Below are 14,555 nucleotides of genomic sequence, written 5' to 3'. Positions count from 1 at the left end.
CTCCCGCCGGACGTAGCCCCGCCACCAGGCTATTGACCGGGCCGGCCGGCCGGTGCCGTTACCCGAAGAACCCGCCCCGGGCCGGTTGCCGTCCCGGCCGGCTCAGTCGACGAGGGCGGAGTAGACGAGCTGGCGCAACTGCGGCCGGATCGGGTACGTGCTGGAGGGCATGAGCTGGGTGAAGAAGAGCGCGGTGATCTCCTCGACCGGGTCGACCCAGAAGGCCGTGCTCGCCACCCCGCCCCAGTAGTACTCGCCGACGCTGCTCGGCACCCGGCTCGGGATCGGGTCGTCGACCACCGCGAACCCGAGGCCGAACCCGATGCCGTCGAGGGTCGTCTCCGCGAACCCGCCGGTGGACAGCGTGCCCAGGTCCTGCCCGCCGGGCAGGTGGTTGCGGGTCATGAAGCGCACCGTGCGGGACCCGAGCAGGCGCGCCCCGTCGTACTCGCCGCCGCGCAGCAGCATCTGGGTGAACCGGTGGTAGTCGGCCGCGGAGGAGATGAGGCCGCCGCCGCCGGAGAGCAGGGTCGGCTTCTGGTACGCGAGGGCGCCCAGCTTGTCGTACCGCATGGCCCGCCCGGTGCGCGGGTCGGGCGCGTACAGCGCGGCCAGGCGGACCGCGTCGTCGCCCTCGACGTACCACCGGGTGTCGGTCATGCCGAGCGGCCGGAAGATCCGGTCGGCGAAGAAGGCGTCCAGGCTCTGGCCGGAGACCACCTCGACGAGCCGGCCGAGCACGTCGGTGGCGACCGAGTAGCCCCAGGCCGTGCCGGGCTGGAAGAGCAGCGGCAGCTGGCCGAACGCGGCACACGCCCCGGCCAGGTCGACGTCGGAGGGCGGGTAGAGGTCGTAGCCGGCGGCCCGGTAGAGGCCGTCGACCACCGAGGTCTGCATGAAGCCGTACGTCAGGCCGGAGGTGTGGGTGAGCAGGTGCCACACCCGGATCGGCTCGACGGCCGGCACTGTGTACGGCTTGAGCGTCGAGCCCTTCGAGTAGACGCGCAGGTCGGCGAACTCGGGCAGCCAGCGGCTGATCTCGTCGGTCAGCTCGAACCGGCCCTCCTCCCAGAGCATCATGGCGGCGACCGAGGTGACCGGCTTGGTCATCGAGTAGATGCGCCAGAGGGTGTCGCCCTCGACGGGGGCGCCCGACTCCCGGTCGCGCAGCCCGCGGGCGCTGGAGTGGACCACCTCGCCGCGCCGCGTCACCACCGCCTGCCAGCCGGCGAGCCGGCCGTCGTCGACGTACCTGCCGAAGTGCTCGTCGATCCGCGCCAGCCGCGCCGGGTCGAAGCCGATCTGGTCCGGGTCGATGCTCCGCGCCACACTCACGCCGCCGAACCTACTCGCCGGTCCGCCCCGGCCGGAAGTGCCGCCGTCCACACATGTCGGGGCCCACGGATAGCCTGGCCCGATGCCGGAACCGACCGAGGACGTCACCTTCCGCCGCGAGGACTGGTACGCCGAAGACCTCGCCGACCGCCGCTTCACCCGCTGCGAGTTCTTCGACGTCGACCTCACCGAGGCGGTCAGCCGCGGCGCGGTGTTCACCGAGTGCACCTTCGGCAACGTCCGGTTCAACGCGTCCCGGCACACCGACTCGGCCTTCACCCGCTGCACGTTCACGCGCTGCAACCTCTTCGAGGCCGAGTTCACCGGCTGCAAACTGGTCGGCAGCACGTTCGCCCAGTGCGACCTGCGCCCCCTGACCGTCACCGGCGGCGACTGGTCGTTCGTCGCGTTGCCCGGCGCCGACCTGCGGGGCGTACGCCTGAGCGACGTGCGGATGCGCGAGGCGGACCTGACCGGCGCGAACCTCACCGAGGCCGTGGTGACGGGCGTCGACCTCTCGGCGGCCCAGCTGCACAGTTGCCGGTTGAGCGGGGCGGACCTGCGCGGCAGTGACCTGAGCGCCCTCGACCCGCTGACCGTGGAGCGGGCCCGCGCGATCATCGACGGCGAGCAGGCCGTGCTGATGGCGCAGGCACTCGGCTTCGAGGTGGCCTGAGCGGACAGGCCGGCACGGGCCCGCGGAAAATCGGACCGTCCCTGTCAGGTTTGCCTGCCAGAGTGGACCGCATGGCATGGTGGTCCGACCTCGTCAACGAGCAACCCGAGTTCGCCGAACGCGTACGCACCCGGTTCGCGGTGCGCAAGCACGGCACCATGGCGACCCTGCGCCGCGACGGTTCCCCCCGGATCAGCGGCACGGAGTTCGACTTCGACGCCGAGCACCTGCGGCTGGGCAGCATGGCCGGTGCGCGGAAGGCCATGGACCTGCGCCGCGACCCACGGGTGGCGCTGCACTGCCCGACCGAGGATGCGCCCGACGACCCGACCGCGTGGGAGGGGGACGCGAAGATCAGCGGTGTCGCCCACGAGGACCCGCCGGGTGAGGACGGCTCGCACCGGTTCCGGATCGAGGTGACCGAGGTGGTGCTGACCCGCGTCGGGGACCCGCCGGACCATCTGGTCATCGAGAGCTGGCATCCCGACCGGGGCCTGCGCCGCCGCGAGCGACGCTGACCTGCGCGCCCGCCCCGCGGCCCGTTCCGTCCCCCGGCGGAGCGGGCCGTCCGTGGGTCGGGGCGCGATTCCGCTTCGCGTCGATCTCGGCTACCTTGCCGTAGCAGACCGGACAACTGGACCCGTCCGGCGCTGAATCGGGCCGGCCGTCTGGCGCCGTGCGCGTGATGCGCGGCGCGGCACCGGGCCGGGTGCGGTGGGGAACGGAGGGCCGGTGGCGGAGGACGACTCGACCCGTACGGGCGCCGGTGAGTCCGGTCGGAGGTCCGCCCATCGCGCGCCCACTCCCGCCCGGCACCGGTCGGCCGCCGGGTCCGCCGCCGGGGCGTTGGTGCGGCGGTGGCTCGTTCCGCTGCGCCGGCACCGGTGGGCCACGGCCGCCGGGCTCGCGGCGCTGGTCTGCCTCTGCGCCGCCGTGGCGTACGTCGGCACCCGCCCGGAGGGCGCGTCCGAGCCGGCCACGGGCGTGCCCGCCGGCGCCGGGCGCCCGACCGGTTTCCCGCCGATCGAGGCGCACCGGACCGACACCGGACCGGCCAGTCCGGGCCTGCGACCCCGGCAGCGCCCGCCGTCGGTCAGCCCGACCCCGTCGCCCACCGGGACGACTCCCGCGCCGCCGCTGCTCACCGTGACGCAGGGGGAGATCCCGGCCCACGTCGACCTGACCGGCGCCGGGCCACGCGACTGGGTGCACTGGGGCCTGCGTGGGGCGGACTCGACGGTCCGGAAGCGGAACGGGTCCGGCGAGATCGTGGACGAGGGCGGTCCCGGCGCGCGGGGCGGCTGGGACGGCAACCAGGAGCTGTTCGGCTGGCGCGACGGGGCCGCGGTCCCGGCGGTCGACGGCACCTCGACCGGCGTCTACACCTGTGGTGCCGGCAACGGCTTCGCGCTGGCCGTCGCCGGCGACGGCGAGCTGCGCACCGTACGCCTCTACGCCGGACTCTGGATGGCGCGGGGCCGGCTGGACGCCCGCCTCTCGGTGGGCGGCCCGACCACGACGCTGCGCATGGAGGACCCGCACACCAGCCGCAGCGCCGAGTTCACCCTGCGGTTCCGTGTCCCGAAGGGCGCCCGCCTCCTCGTCACCTGGACCGCCGAGGCGGTGTTCAGCCAGGACTGCGGCAACGTCGGCCTCCAGGCCGTCGCGCTGCGCTGACCACCGGCCGGAGCGGGGGTAGCGTGGGCATCGACCGAGGAAGATCGGAAGGGAGCCCGATGACGTCGCGCGAGGACGTGCTGGACAGCCCCACGAACTGGGTGGCCGGGCACATCCGCCGGTACGTGGAGACCGACGGTGCCGAGGGCCACGAGTGGCGGCCCGGAGTGTTCACCCTGCTGCTCACGACCCGGGGGCGGCGCAGCGGGAAGCTGCGCCGGACCGCCCTCATCTACGGCCGCGACGGGGAGGACTACCTGGTCGTGGCCTCGCAGGGCGGTGCGCCGGAGCACCCGGCCTGGTACCTGAACCTCATGGCGGATCCGCAGGTCGAGGTGCAGGTGGGCGCCGAGCGGTTCACCGCCCGGGCCCGAACGGCCACGGCCGAGGAGAAGCCCCGGATGTGGGCGACGATGGCGGCGATCTGGCCGGCGTACGACGACTACCAGGCCCGGACGGACCGGGAGATCCCGGTGGTCGTGCTGGAACGCGCCTGACGGGTCGCCCGCGGGCGTGGCGGGTCGTTCATCTGCGGGACAGTTTGTCCGTCGGCCGGTGTGCACGGCGACGTAACTTTCTGCTGACCCGGTCCGACCATCCTGTGTGGAGGATTGAGCAGATGAGCAGCAGCACCGCCCACCGCGCCCGTACCGCCGCCCCGAGCAGTGCCGGGGAGGCGTCCGCCGAGGTGCTCCGGGAGATCCCGCTGCCGCCGTACGTCACCGGTGAGGACGCCCAGTTCGCGGTGCGGGCGGTGGTGGTCCACGCGCCCCGGCGCTGGTCCGGCGGAACGGTCTGCCGCAACGACGCGAGCCCGCATCCGTGCCGGCTGCACCGCTGGGGCGCCCGGGTGCTGGCGCTGCGCGGGCTGGAGGACGCCGACATCGCGGCGCTCATCGAGCGCGGCGACCCGGCGGCCCCGCTGCCGCCCCGCGGCGCCTGACCGGCGGGCCCCCGCCACGCCGAGTGGCAGGGGCCCGCGCGGCCGCCCTCAGCAGGCGATCGGCTTGACCCAGGAGCACTCGACGTCCTCCGGCGCCGGTGCCGACGAGGGCGCCGCGGGCGGTGCCAGCTTCGCGGTGCTCACGCTCTTCTCGCTGTACGAGGCCAGCGCGATCGCGATCTGGTCCTCCAGCCCCTTCACCGACGAGGCCAGGTAGTTGTTCAACAGGATCGAGAAGGCCAGCACCCGGCCGTCGGCGTCGGTGGCGTAGCCGGAGAGGCCGGAGACGCCGGTGAGGCTGCCGGTCTTGGCGTGCACCCTGCCCGCCGCCGGAGTGCCCTGCATCCGGCTGCGCAGCGTGCCGCCCACGAAGCGCTCGGGCTGCCCGGCGATGGGCAGCGCCGCGTACCAGGTGTCGAACCAGGGCTCGCTGCGGACGGCGGCCAGCAGGTCGACGAACTCGCCCGCCGGTACGAGGTTGCGCCGGGACAGGCCGGAGCCGTCCCGCTGCCGCAGCGTGCCGGTGTCCATCCCGGCGTCCGCCACGTACCTGGTGATCGCCGCGAGCCCGGCCGACCAGGTGCCCGACCCGGACACCACCCGGCCGATCTCCTTGGTCAGCACCTCGGCGTGCCCGTTGTTGGAGAGCTTGAGGAACGGCACCATGAGCTCGGCGAGCGGCATCGAGTCGTGGCGCGCCACGGGGGCCGTCCCGGCTGGTGTGGCCTGGCCGAGCACCGTCCGGCCGAGCACCCGTACGCCGTGCCGGCTCAGCGCCGACCGGAACACGTCGGCGGCGTAGCCGGTCGGCTCCCAGACGGTCACCCAGTCGCTGGCCGGGTCGTCACCCGCCGCGATCTGACCGGTGACCACGATCGTGTTGCTGCCGTGCTCCCGCTCGAAGGAGATCGACGTCTCCCCGCCGGCGACCGTGGTCGCGCGGTTGTCGAAGCGCAGGTAGCCGGTCGGTGGGGTGGTGGTGATCACCGGCTTGGCGCCGGCGCGGGCACCCGGCGCCGCGTGGACGATCACCGTGCCCGCGTCGTAGTCGGTGTCCGGCGCGACGGTCAGCGCGGATACCTGGGCCGCGTAGTACCAGGGCTCGTCGTCCCAGGTCCAGTCCGGCCCGAGCCGGGTCCGGTCGTAGCGGGTGTCGTCCGCGACGAGGTTGCCGACGACCACCCGGACGCCCTGGGCCGCCACCTGCGCGGCGAGAGCGTCGTAGTCGGCCGCGAGCATCGTGGGGTCGCCGCCGCCGCGCAGGTAGAGGTTGCCGGCGACGCGGTCCGCCTGCCGCTGGCCGCTGGCCCGTACGTCGGTGGTGAACCGGTGCTGCGGCCCGAGCAGCGCCATGGCGGCCGTGGACGTGAGCAGTTTGGTGTTGGAGGCGGGCACGAGCCGGCGGTCGCCGTTGCGGTCGTAGAGGGTCTCGCCGGTGGCGGTGTCCGCCACGACCACCGACGCCTGGGCGCCGGCCAGCGCGGGGTTGGCGAGGATCGCGTCGATGGTCGCGTTCAGGCGGGTCACGGCGGGCGCGGGGGCCTCGGCGGTGGCGCCGGGAGCACCAGCGGTGGCCGCGGCCGCGACGAGCGCCACCAGCGCGAGCGTCCGGGGGAAGAGACGACGATGCATGCCGGAATGCTGTCACGAAGGTAATCGCCAGAGAAGAACCTCGCGCGAAGGTTTTCTCCATGCGCCGATGTCGGACGGGGGATCTTCCGCCCGGGATCAGGCCCGCTCGGCGGCTCGGTCCTCACCGGGGCCGGGCCGGGTCGACCCGACGATCAGCGGCGCTACCAGGGCGGCCAGCGCCCCGCCGAGCAGCGGGAAGACGATGAACACCCACAGTTGTCCGAGCGCGGCGCCCCCTTCGAAGACCGCCGGGCCGAAGGACCGCGCGGGGTTGACCGACGTGCCGTCCAGGGTGACGGCGACCAGGTGAACCGTGGCGAGGGCCAGCCCGATGGCGGCCCCGGCGGCCGCCCGGTACTCGGTCCGGCTGGTCACCACCAGGACGACCAGCACGAACAGGAAGGTCAGCACGGTCTCCAGCAGGGCCGCGCCGCCCAGATTGATGTTGGCGCCGTAGCCGTTGCTGCCCAGGGCGCCCGTCTGGTCCGCCACGCCACCCCAGCGGGTCAGCACCCAGAGGAGAAAGGCGGCGACGGTCGCCCCGGCGAGCTGGGCGATCCAGTAGGCCACCGCCCCCGGCAGCGAGACCTTGCCGGAGAGCAGCACGCCGAGGGTGACGGCCGGGTTCACGTGGCTGCCCGAGAGGGGGCCGATCGTGTAGACCAGCGCCAGCATGACGAAGCCGAAGGCGAGCGCGACCACCACGACGCCGCCGTCGACCCGGGCCGCGACCGCGCTGCCCACGCCCATGAAGACCAGCAGCAGGGTACCGACGAACTCGGCGATGTACCGGCGGGCGTCTCTCATGGGACCCAGCCTAGGGATGATCGGGGCGGATGCGGACGAAATGGTAGTGCTGCTGTGAGCGGGGAGACGACGGTGCGGGGCATCGGCGCGGTGGCATCCGTTGTTGCAGACGGTGTGGACACGCACTCGGTCGACGTGGTGGTGATCGGGGCCGGCCAGGCCGGTCTCTCCGCCGCGTACCACCTGCACCGGACCGGATTCGCCCCCGGAACCGGCTTCGTCGTCCTCGACGCCGACGACGGTCCGGGCGGCGCGTGGCGGCACCGCTGGCCCACGCTGACGGTGGACCGGGTGCACGGCTTCCACGACCTGCCCGCCATGCCCTTCCCCGACGCCGCGCCCGACCGGTCGGCCGCGGAGGTGGTGACCGGCTACTTCGCGGCGTACGAGCACGAGTTCGCGCTGCCGGTGCGACGCCCGGTCCGGGTCGAGGCGGTCCACTCGCTGCCTGACGGCCGGCTGGAGGTCCGTACGGACGGCGGGATCTGGGTCGCCCGGGCCCTCATCAACGCCACGGGCACCTGGAGCCGGCCGTTCTGGCCGCACTACCCCGGCCGGTCGGAGTTCCGGGGGCGGCAACTGCACACCGCCGACTACCGGGGACCGGACGAGTTCGCGGGCCGCCGGGTGGTGGTGGTCGGCGCGGGCACCTCCGCCGTGCAACTCCTCGGCGAGATCTCCGCCGTCGCCGCCGGGACGACCTGGGTCAGCCGGCGTCCGCCCGACTTCCGCGAGATCGAGTTCACCAGCGAACACGGCCGTGCCGCGGTCGCCCTGGTCGAGGCCCGCGTCCGGGAAGGCCGGCCGCCCTCCAGCGTGGTCGGGGTGACCGGCCTGCCGGTCACCGCCGAGGTGCGCCGCCTGCGCGAGCAGGGCGTGCTGGACCGGCTACCCATGTTCGACCGGATCACGCCCGACGGGGTGGCCTGGGACGACGGCCGCTTCGTACCCGCCGACACGATCCTGTGGTGCACCGGCTTCCGTGCCGCGCTCGACCACCTGGCCCCGCTGAAACTGCGCGGACCCGGGGGCGGGATCGTGATGGACGGCACCCGGGTGGTCGCCGACGACCGCATTCACCTGATCGGGTACGGACCGTCCGCGAGCACCATCGGCGCCAACCGTGCGGGCCGCGCGGCGGTGCGGGAAATTCGCGCGCTGCGCGCCCGGGACACCGTTCTCCACCGAGGGGCGTCTATTTGACGGATGGCCGCGGGGCGGGCACCGTAGGCGGAGAGGGGCACTTCTGACCTGCCCCGACGAGCCGGCGACCCGACACGCGCCGGCCGACCGTCTCCGACGTGCAGCCGGACGCGGGCCGATCACTGGTCTGCGCCGTTCCGACCGCGATACGCGAAGATCCACGAGGAGTTCCCCATGCTCACCATGACCGACAACGCCGTCCTGGTCATCCGCGACCTCGCCAACCAGCAGGACGTCGCAGAGGACGGCGGGGTGCGCATCGCCGCGGACGCCCAGGCGGGCTCCCTCACCGTCGAGCTGGTCTCCGAGCCCGTGCAGGGGGACCACGTGGTGGACAACCAGGGCGCCCGGATCTTCCTGGACCACGACGCCGCCGAGATCCTGGGCGACGCCTCGGTCGACGCGACCGTCGACGACGACGGCATCGTGCAGTTCGGCTTCACCGAGAAGCAGTAGTCCTCAACCGGCGCGCCGCGTCTCACCGCGCTGCGGCCGGGCCGGCCGGTGCCGGTCCGGCAGGTCGGCCGCGTCCCGCCAGGAACCGGGCCGCCCGTCGCGTCCGGGGCGCCGCAGCGCCGTCAGCACCTGCGCGAGGTGGTGCGACGTGCTCCACGCCGTCCAGTTGCTGCTCGACCCGGCGCCCGCGACCCGGCGGGCCCGGCGCAGGATCTCGTGGTCGCCCCACGAGAACGCCGCGCCGGCGGCCGGCCAGTGTGGCGCGGACACCAGCGTGCGGCACAGATCGGCGACGCGGTCGTCGCCCCGCCCGCCCCGCCGCGACCAGCGGTAGACCCACCAGTCGCCGTCGGTCGTGTAGCACATGGTGGGCAGCCGGTCGGCCGCCTGCCCCGCGCCGGCCTGCGCGGACCCGATGCCGTAGTCGCCGTACCGCACCCCGAGGTCCGCGAGGCACTGCCAGAGGAGCCAGTCCCAGCGCTCCAGTCGGACCGGCTCGTCGACGGGGAGCCGGGCGAGGCTCGGCGGCAGACCGCCGGCCGCCACGGTCACCGACCGCCACGCGTACCGGCGGGCCCACCCCAGAAGCCGGCGGATCCGCGGCTCGGCCTGCCGCACGTCGGCGGGGCAGCACACGTCACCCGCGTCCACGAGCAGGTCGCACTGCTCGGGCGCCAGCCGGGTGAACCGCCAGACCCGCTCCACCGCTGACGTGGTGGCGTCCGGGCCGGCGCGGTCCCGCCCGGCCCGGAGCCGGATGAGCGCGCGGCCCGCGTACGCCCGGGCCGCCGCGCCGTGGGCCACGAGCCGGCGCTCGCCGTCCGCGAGCCCGATCACCGGCACCAGGGGTACGCCCCAGCGGACCAGCTCGGTCTCGCGCGACTCGGGCAGGGCGGTGACGTCGACGGCCGGGAGCAGCCCGGTGGGCAGTCGTGCGAGGGTGTCCGGTGTGGACCGTTCGGTCGTGTCGACGTGCAGGATCGGTGTGACCAGCGGGGCGGCGGTGACGTCGAGGTGGCCCAACGCCTCGAGCTCGCCCCGCCGGGTGGCGAGGATGGGGCGGTAGACCGGATCCGCCGCCCGACCGTCGTGGGCGGGCACCATAGTTCAATGTAGGCGGACGAGGCCCCGCGGGACAGGGCCGATCGATCGGACGGCCGACACCGACCGGCCCACCGCCCTCGTGGGCGGTGGGCCGGGCCGCGGGTCAGTCGTCGTCGCGGTCGTCGTCACCGTGGTGCCGGTCGTCGTCGTCACGGTCGTCGTCCGAGCCGTCGTGGTGGCGGCCGTCGTCGTCACCGTCGTCGTCGCGGTCGACGCGGAGCACCGCGCCGCTGTCCCGGTCGACGTCGACGTCGTGCTCGACCCCGCCGGTCACGATCTCCACGCTCCACACCGGGCGCCCGTGCTCCTGCTCGGCCTCGATCTCCACGATCCGGCCACCGCCGACCCTCGCGAGGGCGATCTCGCCGGCCCGCTGCAAGCCGACCCGCTCGCCGCCGGCCGGTGCGCCGGTCGTCGTGCCACCGGTCGTCGGAGTGCCGCCGGGCGTGCCGCTGGTGGCGCTGTCGTCCGGCGTCGCGCTGTCGTCCCGCGTCGCGCTGTCGTCCGGCGTACCCCTGGTGGCGCTGTCGTCCGGCGTGCCCGGCGCGGTCGGGGCGACCGTGGCGGCGGCGAGGGTGGTGCCGCGGTTCCGCTCGTCGTCGGCGACCGCGGAGCCGATCGCCACCCCGGCCACGGCGAGCACCGCCGCGCCGCCGGCCGACGCCAGGATCATCGAACTGCGCTTCATGATGTCCACCTCTCCTCGTTTCCTGCCTCCGAGGATCGGTCCGGCGGGGATAGCGCCGCGCTGTCCGACAGCTAAGGCCGGGTTAAGCCGCTGGCGGGCCCGGATTCCGTACGAGGTGGGCCGAGCCGGAGCAGCACCTCCGCGCCGCCGCCCGCCGCGGTGCCCAGCTCCAGCCGCCCGCCCGTGGCCTGGGCCGCCCGCCGGGCGATGTCCAGCCCGAGGCCGGTCGAGCCGGCCGCGCTCGCGCCCCGCCGGCCGGCCTCGGCGGGCAGGCCCGGTCCCCGGTCGGCCACGCTCAGCACCACGTGGGAGTCCTCGCGGGCCAGCCGGACGGTGAACGGTGTGCCGTCCGGCGTGTGCGCGAAGACGTTCCCGAGCAGCGCGTCCACCACGGCCGCCAGCTCGTCGGCCGGTACGCCGACCGGGAGTGGGCCGTCCGCGAGGTCGAGGGTCACGGGCCGGCCCGTGTCCTCGGCGAGCACCGACCAGAAGGCGACCCGCTCGCCGACGATCTCGGCGGCGTCCGAGCCGGTGGGGCCCGCCGCCGGGGTCTGCCGCCAGCGGGCGTGCCGGATCAGGCCGGTCACGGCCCGTTCGAGGCCGTCCACGGCCGCGGTGACCCGGGCCGCGTCGTCCGGGTCCCGCAGCGACTCCGCCTCCAGCCGCAGCGCCGTGAGCGGGGTCCGCAGCCGGTGGGACAGGTCGGCGACCTGTTCCCGTTCCTGGACCAGCAGCACCTGGATCCGGCCCGCCAGGTGGTTCAGCGCGCCGGCCACCTCGCGCAGCTCCGCCGGCCCGGACGGGGTGACCCGGGCGTCCAGCTCCGCGTTGGCCAGCCGGTGCGACACGGCCGAGAGTTCCCCGATGGGCCGCACGAGGGTCCGGGCCAGCCGGTCCGCCACCAGCAGCCCGATCAGCACCAGGAGGAGCCCGAGCAGGGCGAGCACCAGCCAGGCACGGCCGACGCCCGCGGTCAGCTCGTCCCGTGGCACACCGACCCGGATCACACCGGTGCCGTCCGCCCGGCCCTGCACGGCGATGACGACCTCCCGGCCCGCCTCGGACTCCCCGGTCAGGCTCTGGCCGCGCGCGGCCAGAGCCACCGCCGGCGTACGGGGGACGGGCGCGCCGAGCACCGTCCCGTCGGGCAGGTAGACGCTCACCGGACGTCTCGACTCGGCGCTGAGCTGCTCGACGGTGAGCCGGATGGTGGCGGCGTCGGCGGTGCCCACCACGGGGACGAGGCTCTGCGCGTCGGCGGTGGCCCGGACGGTGGCGCGGTCCTCGGCGACGGTGCGGACGAGCAGCGCGAGCGGTACCAGGAACGCGACCAGGATGAGCGCGCTGACCGCGGCCACAAGCAGCGTCAGGCGCGTCCTCATCCGGCCGCCCGCGGGGCTTCCAGACGGACCCCGACCCCGCGCACCGTGTGCAGGTAGCGCGGCTCCTGCGCGCTCTCGCCCAACTTTCGGCGCAGCCACGACAGGTGCACGTCGACCGTCTTGTCGGCGCCGCCGTAGGGGATCTGCCAGACCTCGGTGAGCAGCTCGCGTTTGGTGACCACCTGCCCGGGCCGGGTGGCGAGGTGGTGCAGCAGGTCGAACTCGCGCGGCGTCAGCTCCACCGGCGTACCGTCCAGGGTCACCTGCCGGGCCCGGGGGTCGACGCGCAGCCCGCCCACGACGAGCGTCGGCTCCGACGTGCCGGCGGCGCCGGGCGCCCGGCGCAGCACCGCCCGGGCGCGCGCGTCGAGTTGGGCCGCGGTGAACGGCTTGACCACATAGTCGTCGGCGCCCGCGTCGAGCACCCGGACGATTTCGGCCTCGTCGTCGCGGGCCGTCGCCACGATGACCGGCACCGCGCTGACGGCGCGGAGCATGCGCAGCAGCTCGCGTCCGTCCAGATCGGGCAGCCCGAGGTCGAGGACGACGAGGTCGGGCCGGTCGTCGAGCGCGTCACGCAGCCCGGCCATGGCGGTCGAGGCGGCGGCCACCGCGTGCCCGCGTTCCCGCAGCGCCCGGATCAGCGGGGTCCGGATGGCGAGGTCGTCCTCGATGAGCAGCAGGCGGGCCACGCCTCGCAGGCTAGCCGCTGCCGCCCGCCGCGGGGCAGGGCGTTAACCCTCCCTTAGCGTCGCGCTGTGCCGGCGCCAACCTCCGGTGGGGCACACTCGCAGGATGCGCCGTTGGGTCCTCGTCGCCGCCGGGTGGTTGGCCACCGGCGCCCTCGCCACCCTGATCGGGGTCGGCGCGATCCGGCTGGTGGGCGACAGCATCAGCGGCACGCCGGGCGGCGTACGCAGCCAGGAGGAGATCGCCCGGGCGCTCGCGTCCGAACCGCCGCCGTCCGGGCCGCCGCCGTCCGCGCCCCCGTCGTCCGGGCCGCCGTCGTCCGCGCCGGGGAGCGTCCCGCCGGCCACGGCCTCGCCGCCGGCCACGGCGTCCGCCACCGCGGACGCGGGCACGCGGCGCAGCTTCGCCACCGGTGGCGGCACGGCGGTCGCCGAGTGCACCCGGGAGGGGGTGCGGCTGGTGTCCTGGGCACCGGCGCAGGGCTTCCGGGTGCACGACGTCGACCGCGGGCCGGACGACGACGTCGAGGTGCGCTTCGAGGGGGCGGCCGGGCGGTACGAGCTGAAGGTGCGCTGCCTCGGCCAGGAGCCGGTGGCCGTGGAGGACGACTGACTCCGCCGCAGGTCAGACACGGTGCCGGCATCCCCGCGTGATCGATATCTGTCCATGATCGGACAGCTCGGTGACTGGTTGCCACCCGGAATTCCGACCTAGTTTCGACACCAAAGGGCGCGATCGCGCCGATCGCTCCCTTGTTCGCAACCGCCCCGTGGCGCTGCCCGGCCGGGCCGGCCAGCAGGGAGGACCGCACCATGCCCAGCTCGAGATCCCGGCGGCTGGCCGGGGCCCAGCCCGCACCGGAGGAGGGTGATGCCGTCCGCGCCGACGACGAGGTGACGACCGACGCCACCGTCGGCCTGCCGGCCAGCGCGCGGGTCCTCTTCGCCGTGGTCAACGCCAACGGCACCCTGATCCGGGGGCTCGGCGTCGCCGCGGCCAGCCGGCTCGCCACGGGGATGTACCAGGTGACCTTCGACCAGGACGTGTCGGCCGCCGGCTACGTGGGCACGCTCGGCCTCGCCGGCAGCGCAGGCGTCGCGCCCGCCGGGGAGATCGCGGTGGCGGGCCGTACGGGCATCCCCAACGGCGTCTTCGTGGAGACCTTCGCGAGCGACGGCACCGCCGCCGACCGCCCGTTCCACCTGACAGTCGTGGCCTGACCCCACTCTCTACACCGGCGATCTTGCACTTTCGGCCCCTGATTCGCGGCTTTCACCCCGAAATGCCAGGGCACAAAGTGCAAGATCGCGGGGGTTGGTGCGTGCGTGCTCCACACGAGCGCACGGCGCCGCCCGACCCCGTCGGAACGTCGCCGCGCTCTGGCCGTCTCCCACCACCGCAGCCCGTTCGGCGGTACGCCAGCGGGGACCTGGCTCGGCCGGCGTGACACCGGCCCTGCCGTGTCGATCCCCGGCCCGTACGGATCCAAACCTCGATCAAGTGGGGAATTCCACCATCTGCCAGTCCCGGCGTGGCCGAGCGCCGTAACGGGTATGGACGCGGCATGGAGCATTTCACGATCGCGACCGTCGCCGAGAAGAGTCCGGACTTCCGTCGGGTGCTGTGGACCGGGAAGCACACCCAGCTGGTGATCATGACGATCCCGCCGGGCGGCGAGATCGGCGAGGAGGTGCACGAGGACATCGATCAGATCCTCACCTTCGTGAGCGGCACCGGCGAGGCACGGGTGGCCGGGGAGAAGCGGGAGGTCGTCCAGGGCGACCTGGTCGTGGTGCCGGCGGGCACGAAGCACAACTTCGTGAACACCGGGCCGAACCCGCTGGTGCTCTACACCGTCTACGGCCCGCCGGAGCACGCCGACCAGGCCGTCCACCGTACGAAGCAGGAGGCGGACGCCGCGGAGGCCGCGGGCCGGGACGAGCCGCCGAACTGACGGTCGAC

At 74.5% G+C, this 14,555-nt stretch carries 17 protein-coding genes; 10 read left to right on the top strand and 7 right to left on the bottom strand.

The window, feature by feature from the left end; translation table 11 throughout:
- Window positions 1–102: 102 nt before the first annotated feature.
- Entirely contained in the window at window positions 103–1,335 is a 1,233-nt protein-coding gene (locus D7193_RS06065) for a serine hydrolase domain-containing protein (protein ID WP_120778326.1), read from the bottom strand.
- 82 nt (window positions 1,336–1,417) lie between these two features.
- Here D7193_RS06065 and D7193_RS06060 point away from each other — a divergent pair, with 82 nt between their 5' ends.
- The 5 genes from D7193_RS06060 (at window position 1,418) to D7193_RS06040 (ending at window position 4,631) form a co-directional block, all read left to right on the top strand.
- The gene (locus tag D7193_RS06060) at window positions 1,418–2,011 is read left to right on the top strand and encodes a pentapeptide repeat-containing protein (protein ID WP_120778325.1); all 594 of its coding nucleotides are present in this window, start codon (window positions 1,418–1,420) and stop codon (window positions 2,009–2,011) included.
- Window positions 2,012–2,082: 71 nt separating this feature from the next.
- Complete coding sequence (locus D7193_RS06055) at window positions 2,083–2,529, top strand: pyridoxamine 5'-phosphate oxidase family protein (RefSeq protein ID WP_120779290.1); 447 nt, start codon at window positions 2,083–2,085, stop codon at window positions 2,527–2,529.
- A gap of 214 nt (window positions 2,530–2,743) precedes the next feature.
- Window positions 2,744–3,688, top strand: coding sequence for a hypothetical protein (locus tag D7193_RS06050; protein WP_241562824.1), 945 nt, complete (start codon window positions 2,744–2,746; stop codon window positions 3,686–3,688).
- A 59-nt stretch (window positions 3,689–3,747) separates the two neighbouring features.
- A complete protein-coding gene (locus D7193_RS06045) occupies window positions 3,748–4,185 on the top strand; it encodes a nitroreductase family deazaflavin-dependent oxidoreductase (RefSeq protein ID WP_120778324.1) in 438 nt (145 codons plus the stop codon).
- 122 nt (window positions 4,186–4,307) lie between these two features.
- Window positions 4,308–4,631: a hypothetical protein gene (locus D7193_RS06040; RefSeq protein ID WP_241562823.1), complete on the top strand. Its 324-nt coding sequence runs from the start codon at window positions 4,308–4,310 to the stop codon at window positions 4,629–4,631.
- 48 nt (window positions 4,632–4,679) lie between these two features.
- Here D7193_RS06040 and dacB read toward each other — a convergent pair whose 3' ends face one another.
- Together dacB and D7193_RS06030 are read right to left on the bottom strand one after the other, a co-directional pair.
- On the bottom strand, window positions 4,680–6,263 hold the full coding sequence (gene dacB, locus D7193_RS06035) for a D-alanyl-D-alanine carboxypeptidase/D-alanyl-D-alanine endopeptidase (RefSeq protein WP_120778323.1): 1,584 nt from the start codon (window positions 6,261–6,263) through the stop codon (window positions 4,680–4,682).
- Window positions 6,264–6,359: 96 nt separating this feature from the next.
- On the bottom strand, window positions 6,360–7,070 hold the full coding sequence (locus D7193_RS06030; RefSeq protein WP_120778322.1) for an MIP/aquaporin family protein: 711 nt from the start codon (window positions 7,068–7,070) through the stop codon (window positions 6,360–6,362).
- 54 nt (window positions 7,071–7,124) lie between these two features.
- Between D7193_RS06030 and D7193_RS06025 the strand changes: the two genes are divergently transcribed.
- Complete coding sequence (locus tag D7193_RS06025; protein WP_241562822.1) at window positions 7,125–8,273, top strand: NAD(P)-binding domain-containing protein; 1,149 nt, start codon at window positions 7,125–7,127, stop codon at window positions 8,271–8,273.
- Between the two features lie 174 nt (window positions 8,274–8,447).
- Complete coding sequence (locus tag D7193_RS06020) at window positions 8,448–8,729, top strand: adhesin (protein WP_120778320.1); 282 nt, start codon at window positions 8,448–8,450, stop codon at window positions 8,727–8,729.
- A 3-nt stretch (window positions 8,730–8,732) separates the two neighbouring features.
- On the opposite strand, the gene D7193_RS06015 is transcribed toward D7193_RS06020, so the two are convergent.
- The 4 genes from D7193_RS06015 to D7193_RS06000 form a co-directional block, all read right to left on the bottom strand.
- Complete coding sequence (locus tag D7193_RS06015; protein ID WP_174242556.1) at window positions 8,733–9,833, bottom strand: beta family protein; 1,101 nt, start codon at window positions 9,831–9,833, stop codon at window positions 8,733–8,735.
- Between the two features lie 103 nt (window positions 9,834–9,936).
- Entirely contained in the window at window positions 9,937–10,521 is a 585-nt protein-coding gene (locus tag D7193_RS06010) for a PepSY domain-containing protein (RefSeq protein WP_120779286.1), read from the bottom strand.
- 71 nt (window positions 10,522–10,592) lie between these two features.
- Entirely contained in the window at window positions 10,593–11,903 is a 1,311-nt protein-coding gene (locus D7193_RS06005) for a sensor histidine kinase (RefSeq protein WP_120778319.1), read from the bottom strand.
- On the bottom strand, window positions 11,900–12,595 hold the full coding sequence (locus tag D7193_RS06000) for a response regulator transcription factor (RefSeq protein ID WP_120778318.1): 696 nt from the start codon (window positions 12,593–12,595) through the stop codon (window positions 11,900–11,902). The genes D7193_RS06005 and D7193_RS06000 overlap by 4 nt, the downstream gene beginning before the upstream one ends.
- A 103-nt stretch (window positions 12,596–12,698) precedes the next feature.
- On the opposite strand from D7193_RS06000, the gene D7193_RS05995 reads away from it, so the two are divergent.
- The 3 genes from D7193_RS05995 (at window position 12,699) to D7193_RS05985 (ending at window position 14,547) form a co-directional block, all read left to right on the top strand.
- The gene (locus D7193_RS05995) at window positions 12,699–13,205 is read left to right on the top strand and encodes a septum formation initiator (protein WP_120778317.1); all 507 of its coding nucleotides are present in this window, start codon (window positions 12,699–12,701) and stop codon (window positions 13,203–13,205) included.
- A 200-nt stretch (window positions 13,206–13,405) separates the two neighbouring features.
- Entirely contained in the window at window positions 13,406–13,813 is a 408-nt protein-coding gene (locus D7193_RS05990) for a hypothetical protein (RefSeq protein WP_120778316.1), read from the top strand.
- Window positions 13,814–14,157: 344 nt separating this feature from the next.
- Complete coding sequence (locus tag D7193_RS05985) at window positions 14,158–14,547, top strand: cupin domain-containing protein (protein WP_120778315.1); 390 nt, start codon at window positions 14,158–14,160, stop codon at window positions 14,545–14,547.
- Window positions 14,548–14,555 lie beyond the last annotated feature (8 nt).

Source organism: Micromonospora costi, from assembly GCF_003626655.1.
GTDB lineage: Bacteria > Actinomycetota > Actinomycetes > Mycobacteriales > Micromonosporaceae > Micromonospora > Micromonospora costi.
This window is presented reverse-complemented; position numbering and strand designations above follow the sequence as displayed.

Excerpts from the sequence above, each read along its gene's own strand:
- D7193_RS06020 (WP_120778320.1), top strand. The coding sequence starts at position 8,448 with ATGCTCACCATGACCGACAACGCCGTCCTGGTCATCCGCGACCTCGCC.
- D7193_RS06060 (WP_120778325.1), top strand. The coding sequence starts at position 1,418 with ATGCCGGAACCGACCGAGGACGTCACCTTCCGCCGCGAGGACTGGTAC.
- D7193_RS06045 (WP_120778324.1), top strand. The coding sequence starts at position 3,748 with ATGACGTCGCGCGAGGACGTGCTGGACAGCCCCACGAACTGGGTGGCC.
- D7193_RS05985 (WP_120778315.1), top strand. The coding sequence starts at position 14,158 with ATGGAGCATTTCACGATCGCGACCGTCGCCGAGAAGAGTCCGGACTTC.
- D7193_RS05995 (WP_120778317.1), top strand. The coding sequence starts at position 12,699 with ATGCGCCGTTGGGTCCTCGTCGCCGCCGGGTGGTTGGCCACCGGCGCC.
- D7193_RS06030 (WP_120778322.1), bottom strand. The coding sequence starts at position 7,070 with ATGAGAGACGCCCGCCGGTACATCGCCGAGTTCGTCGGTACCCTGCTG.
- D7193_RS06010 (WP_120779286.1), bottom strand. The coding sequence starts at position 10,521 with ATGAAGCGCAGTTCGATGATCCTGGCGTCGGCCGGCGGCGCGGCGGTG.
- D7193_RS05990 (WP_120778316.1), top strand. The coding sequence starts at position 13,406 with ATGCCCAGCTCGAGATCCCGGCGGCTGGCCGGGGCCCAGCCCGCACCG.
- D7193_RS06040 (WP_241562823.1), top strand. The coding sequence starts at position 4,308 with ATGAGCAGCAGCACCGCCCACCGCGCCCGTACCGCCGCCCCGAGCAGT.
- D7193_RS06015 (WP_174242556.1), bottom strand. The coding sequence starts at position 9,833 with ATGGTGCCCGCCCACGACGGTCGGGCGGCGGATCCGGTCTACCGCCCC.
- D7193_RS06005 (WP_120778319.1), bottom strand. The coding sequence starts at position 11,903 with ATGAGGACGCGCCTGACGCTGCTTGTGGCCGCGGTCAGCGCGCTCATC.
- D7193_RS06055 (WP_120779290.1), top strand. The coding sequence starts at position 2,083 with ATGGCATGGTGGTCCGACCTCGTCAACGAGCAACCCGAGTTCGCCGAA.
- dacB (WP_120778323.1), bottom strand. The coding sequence starts at position 6,263 with ATGCATCGTCGTCTCTTCCCCCGGACGCTCGCGCTGGTGGCGCTCGTC.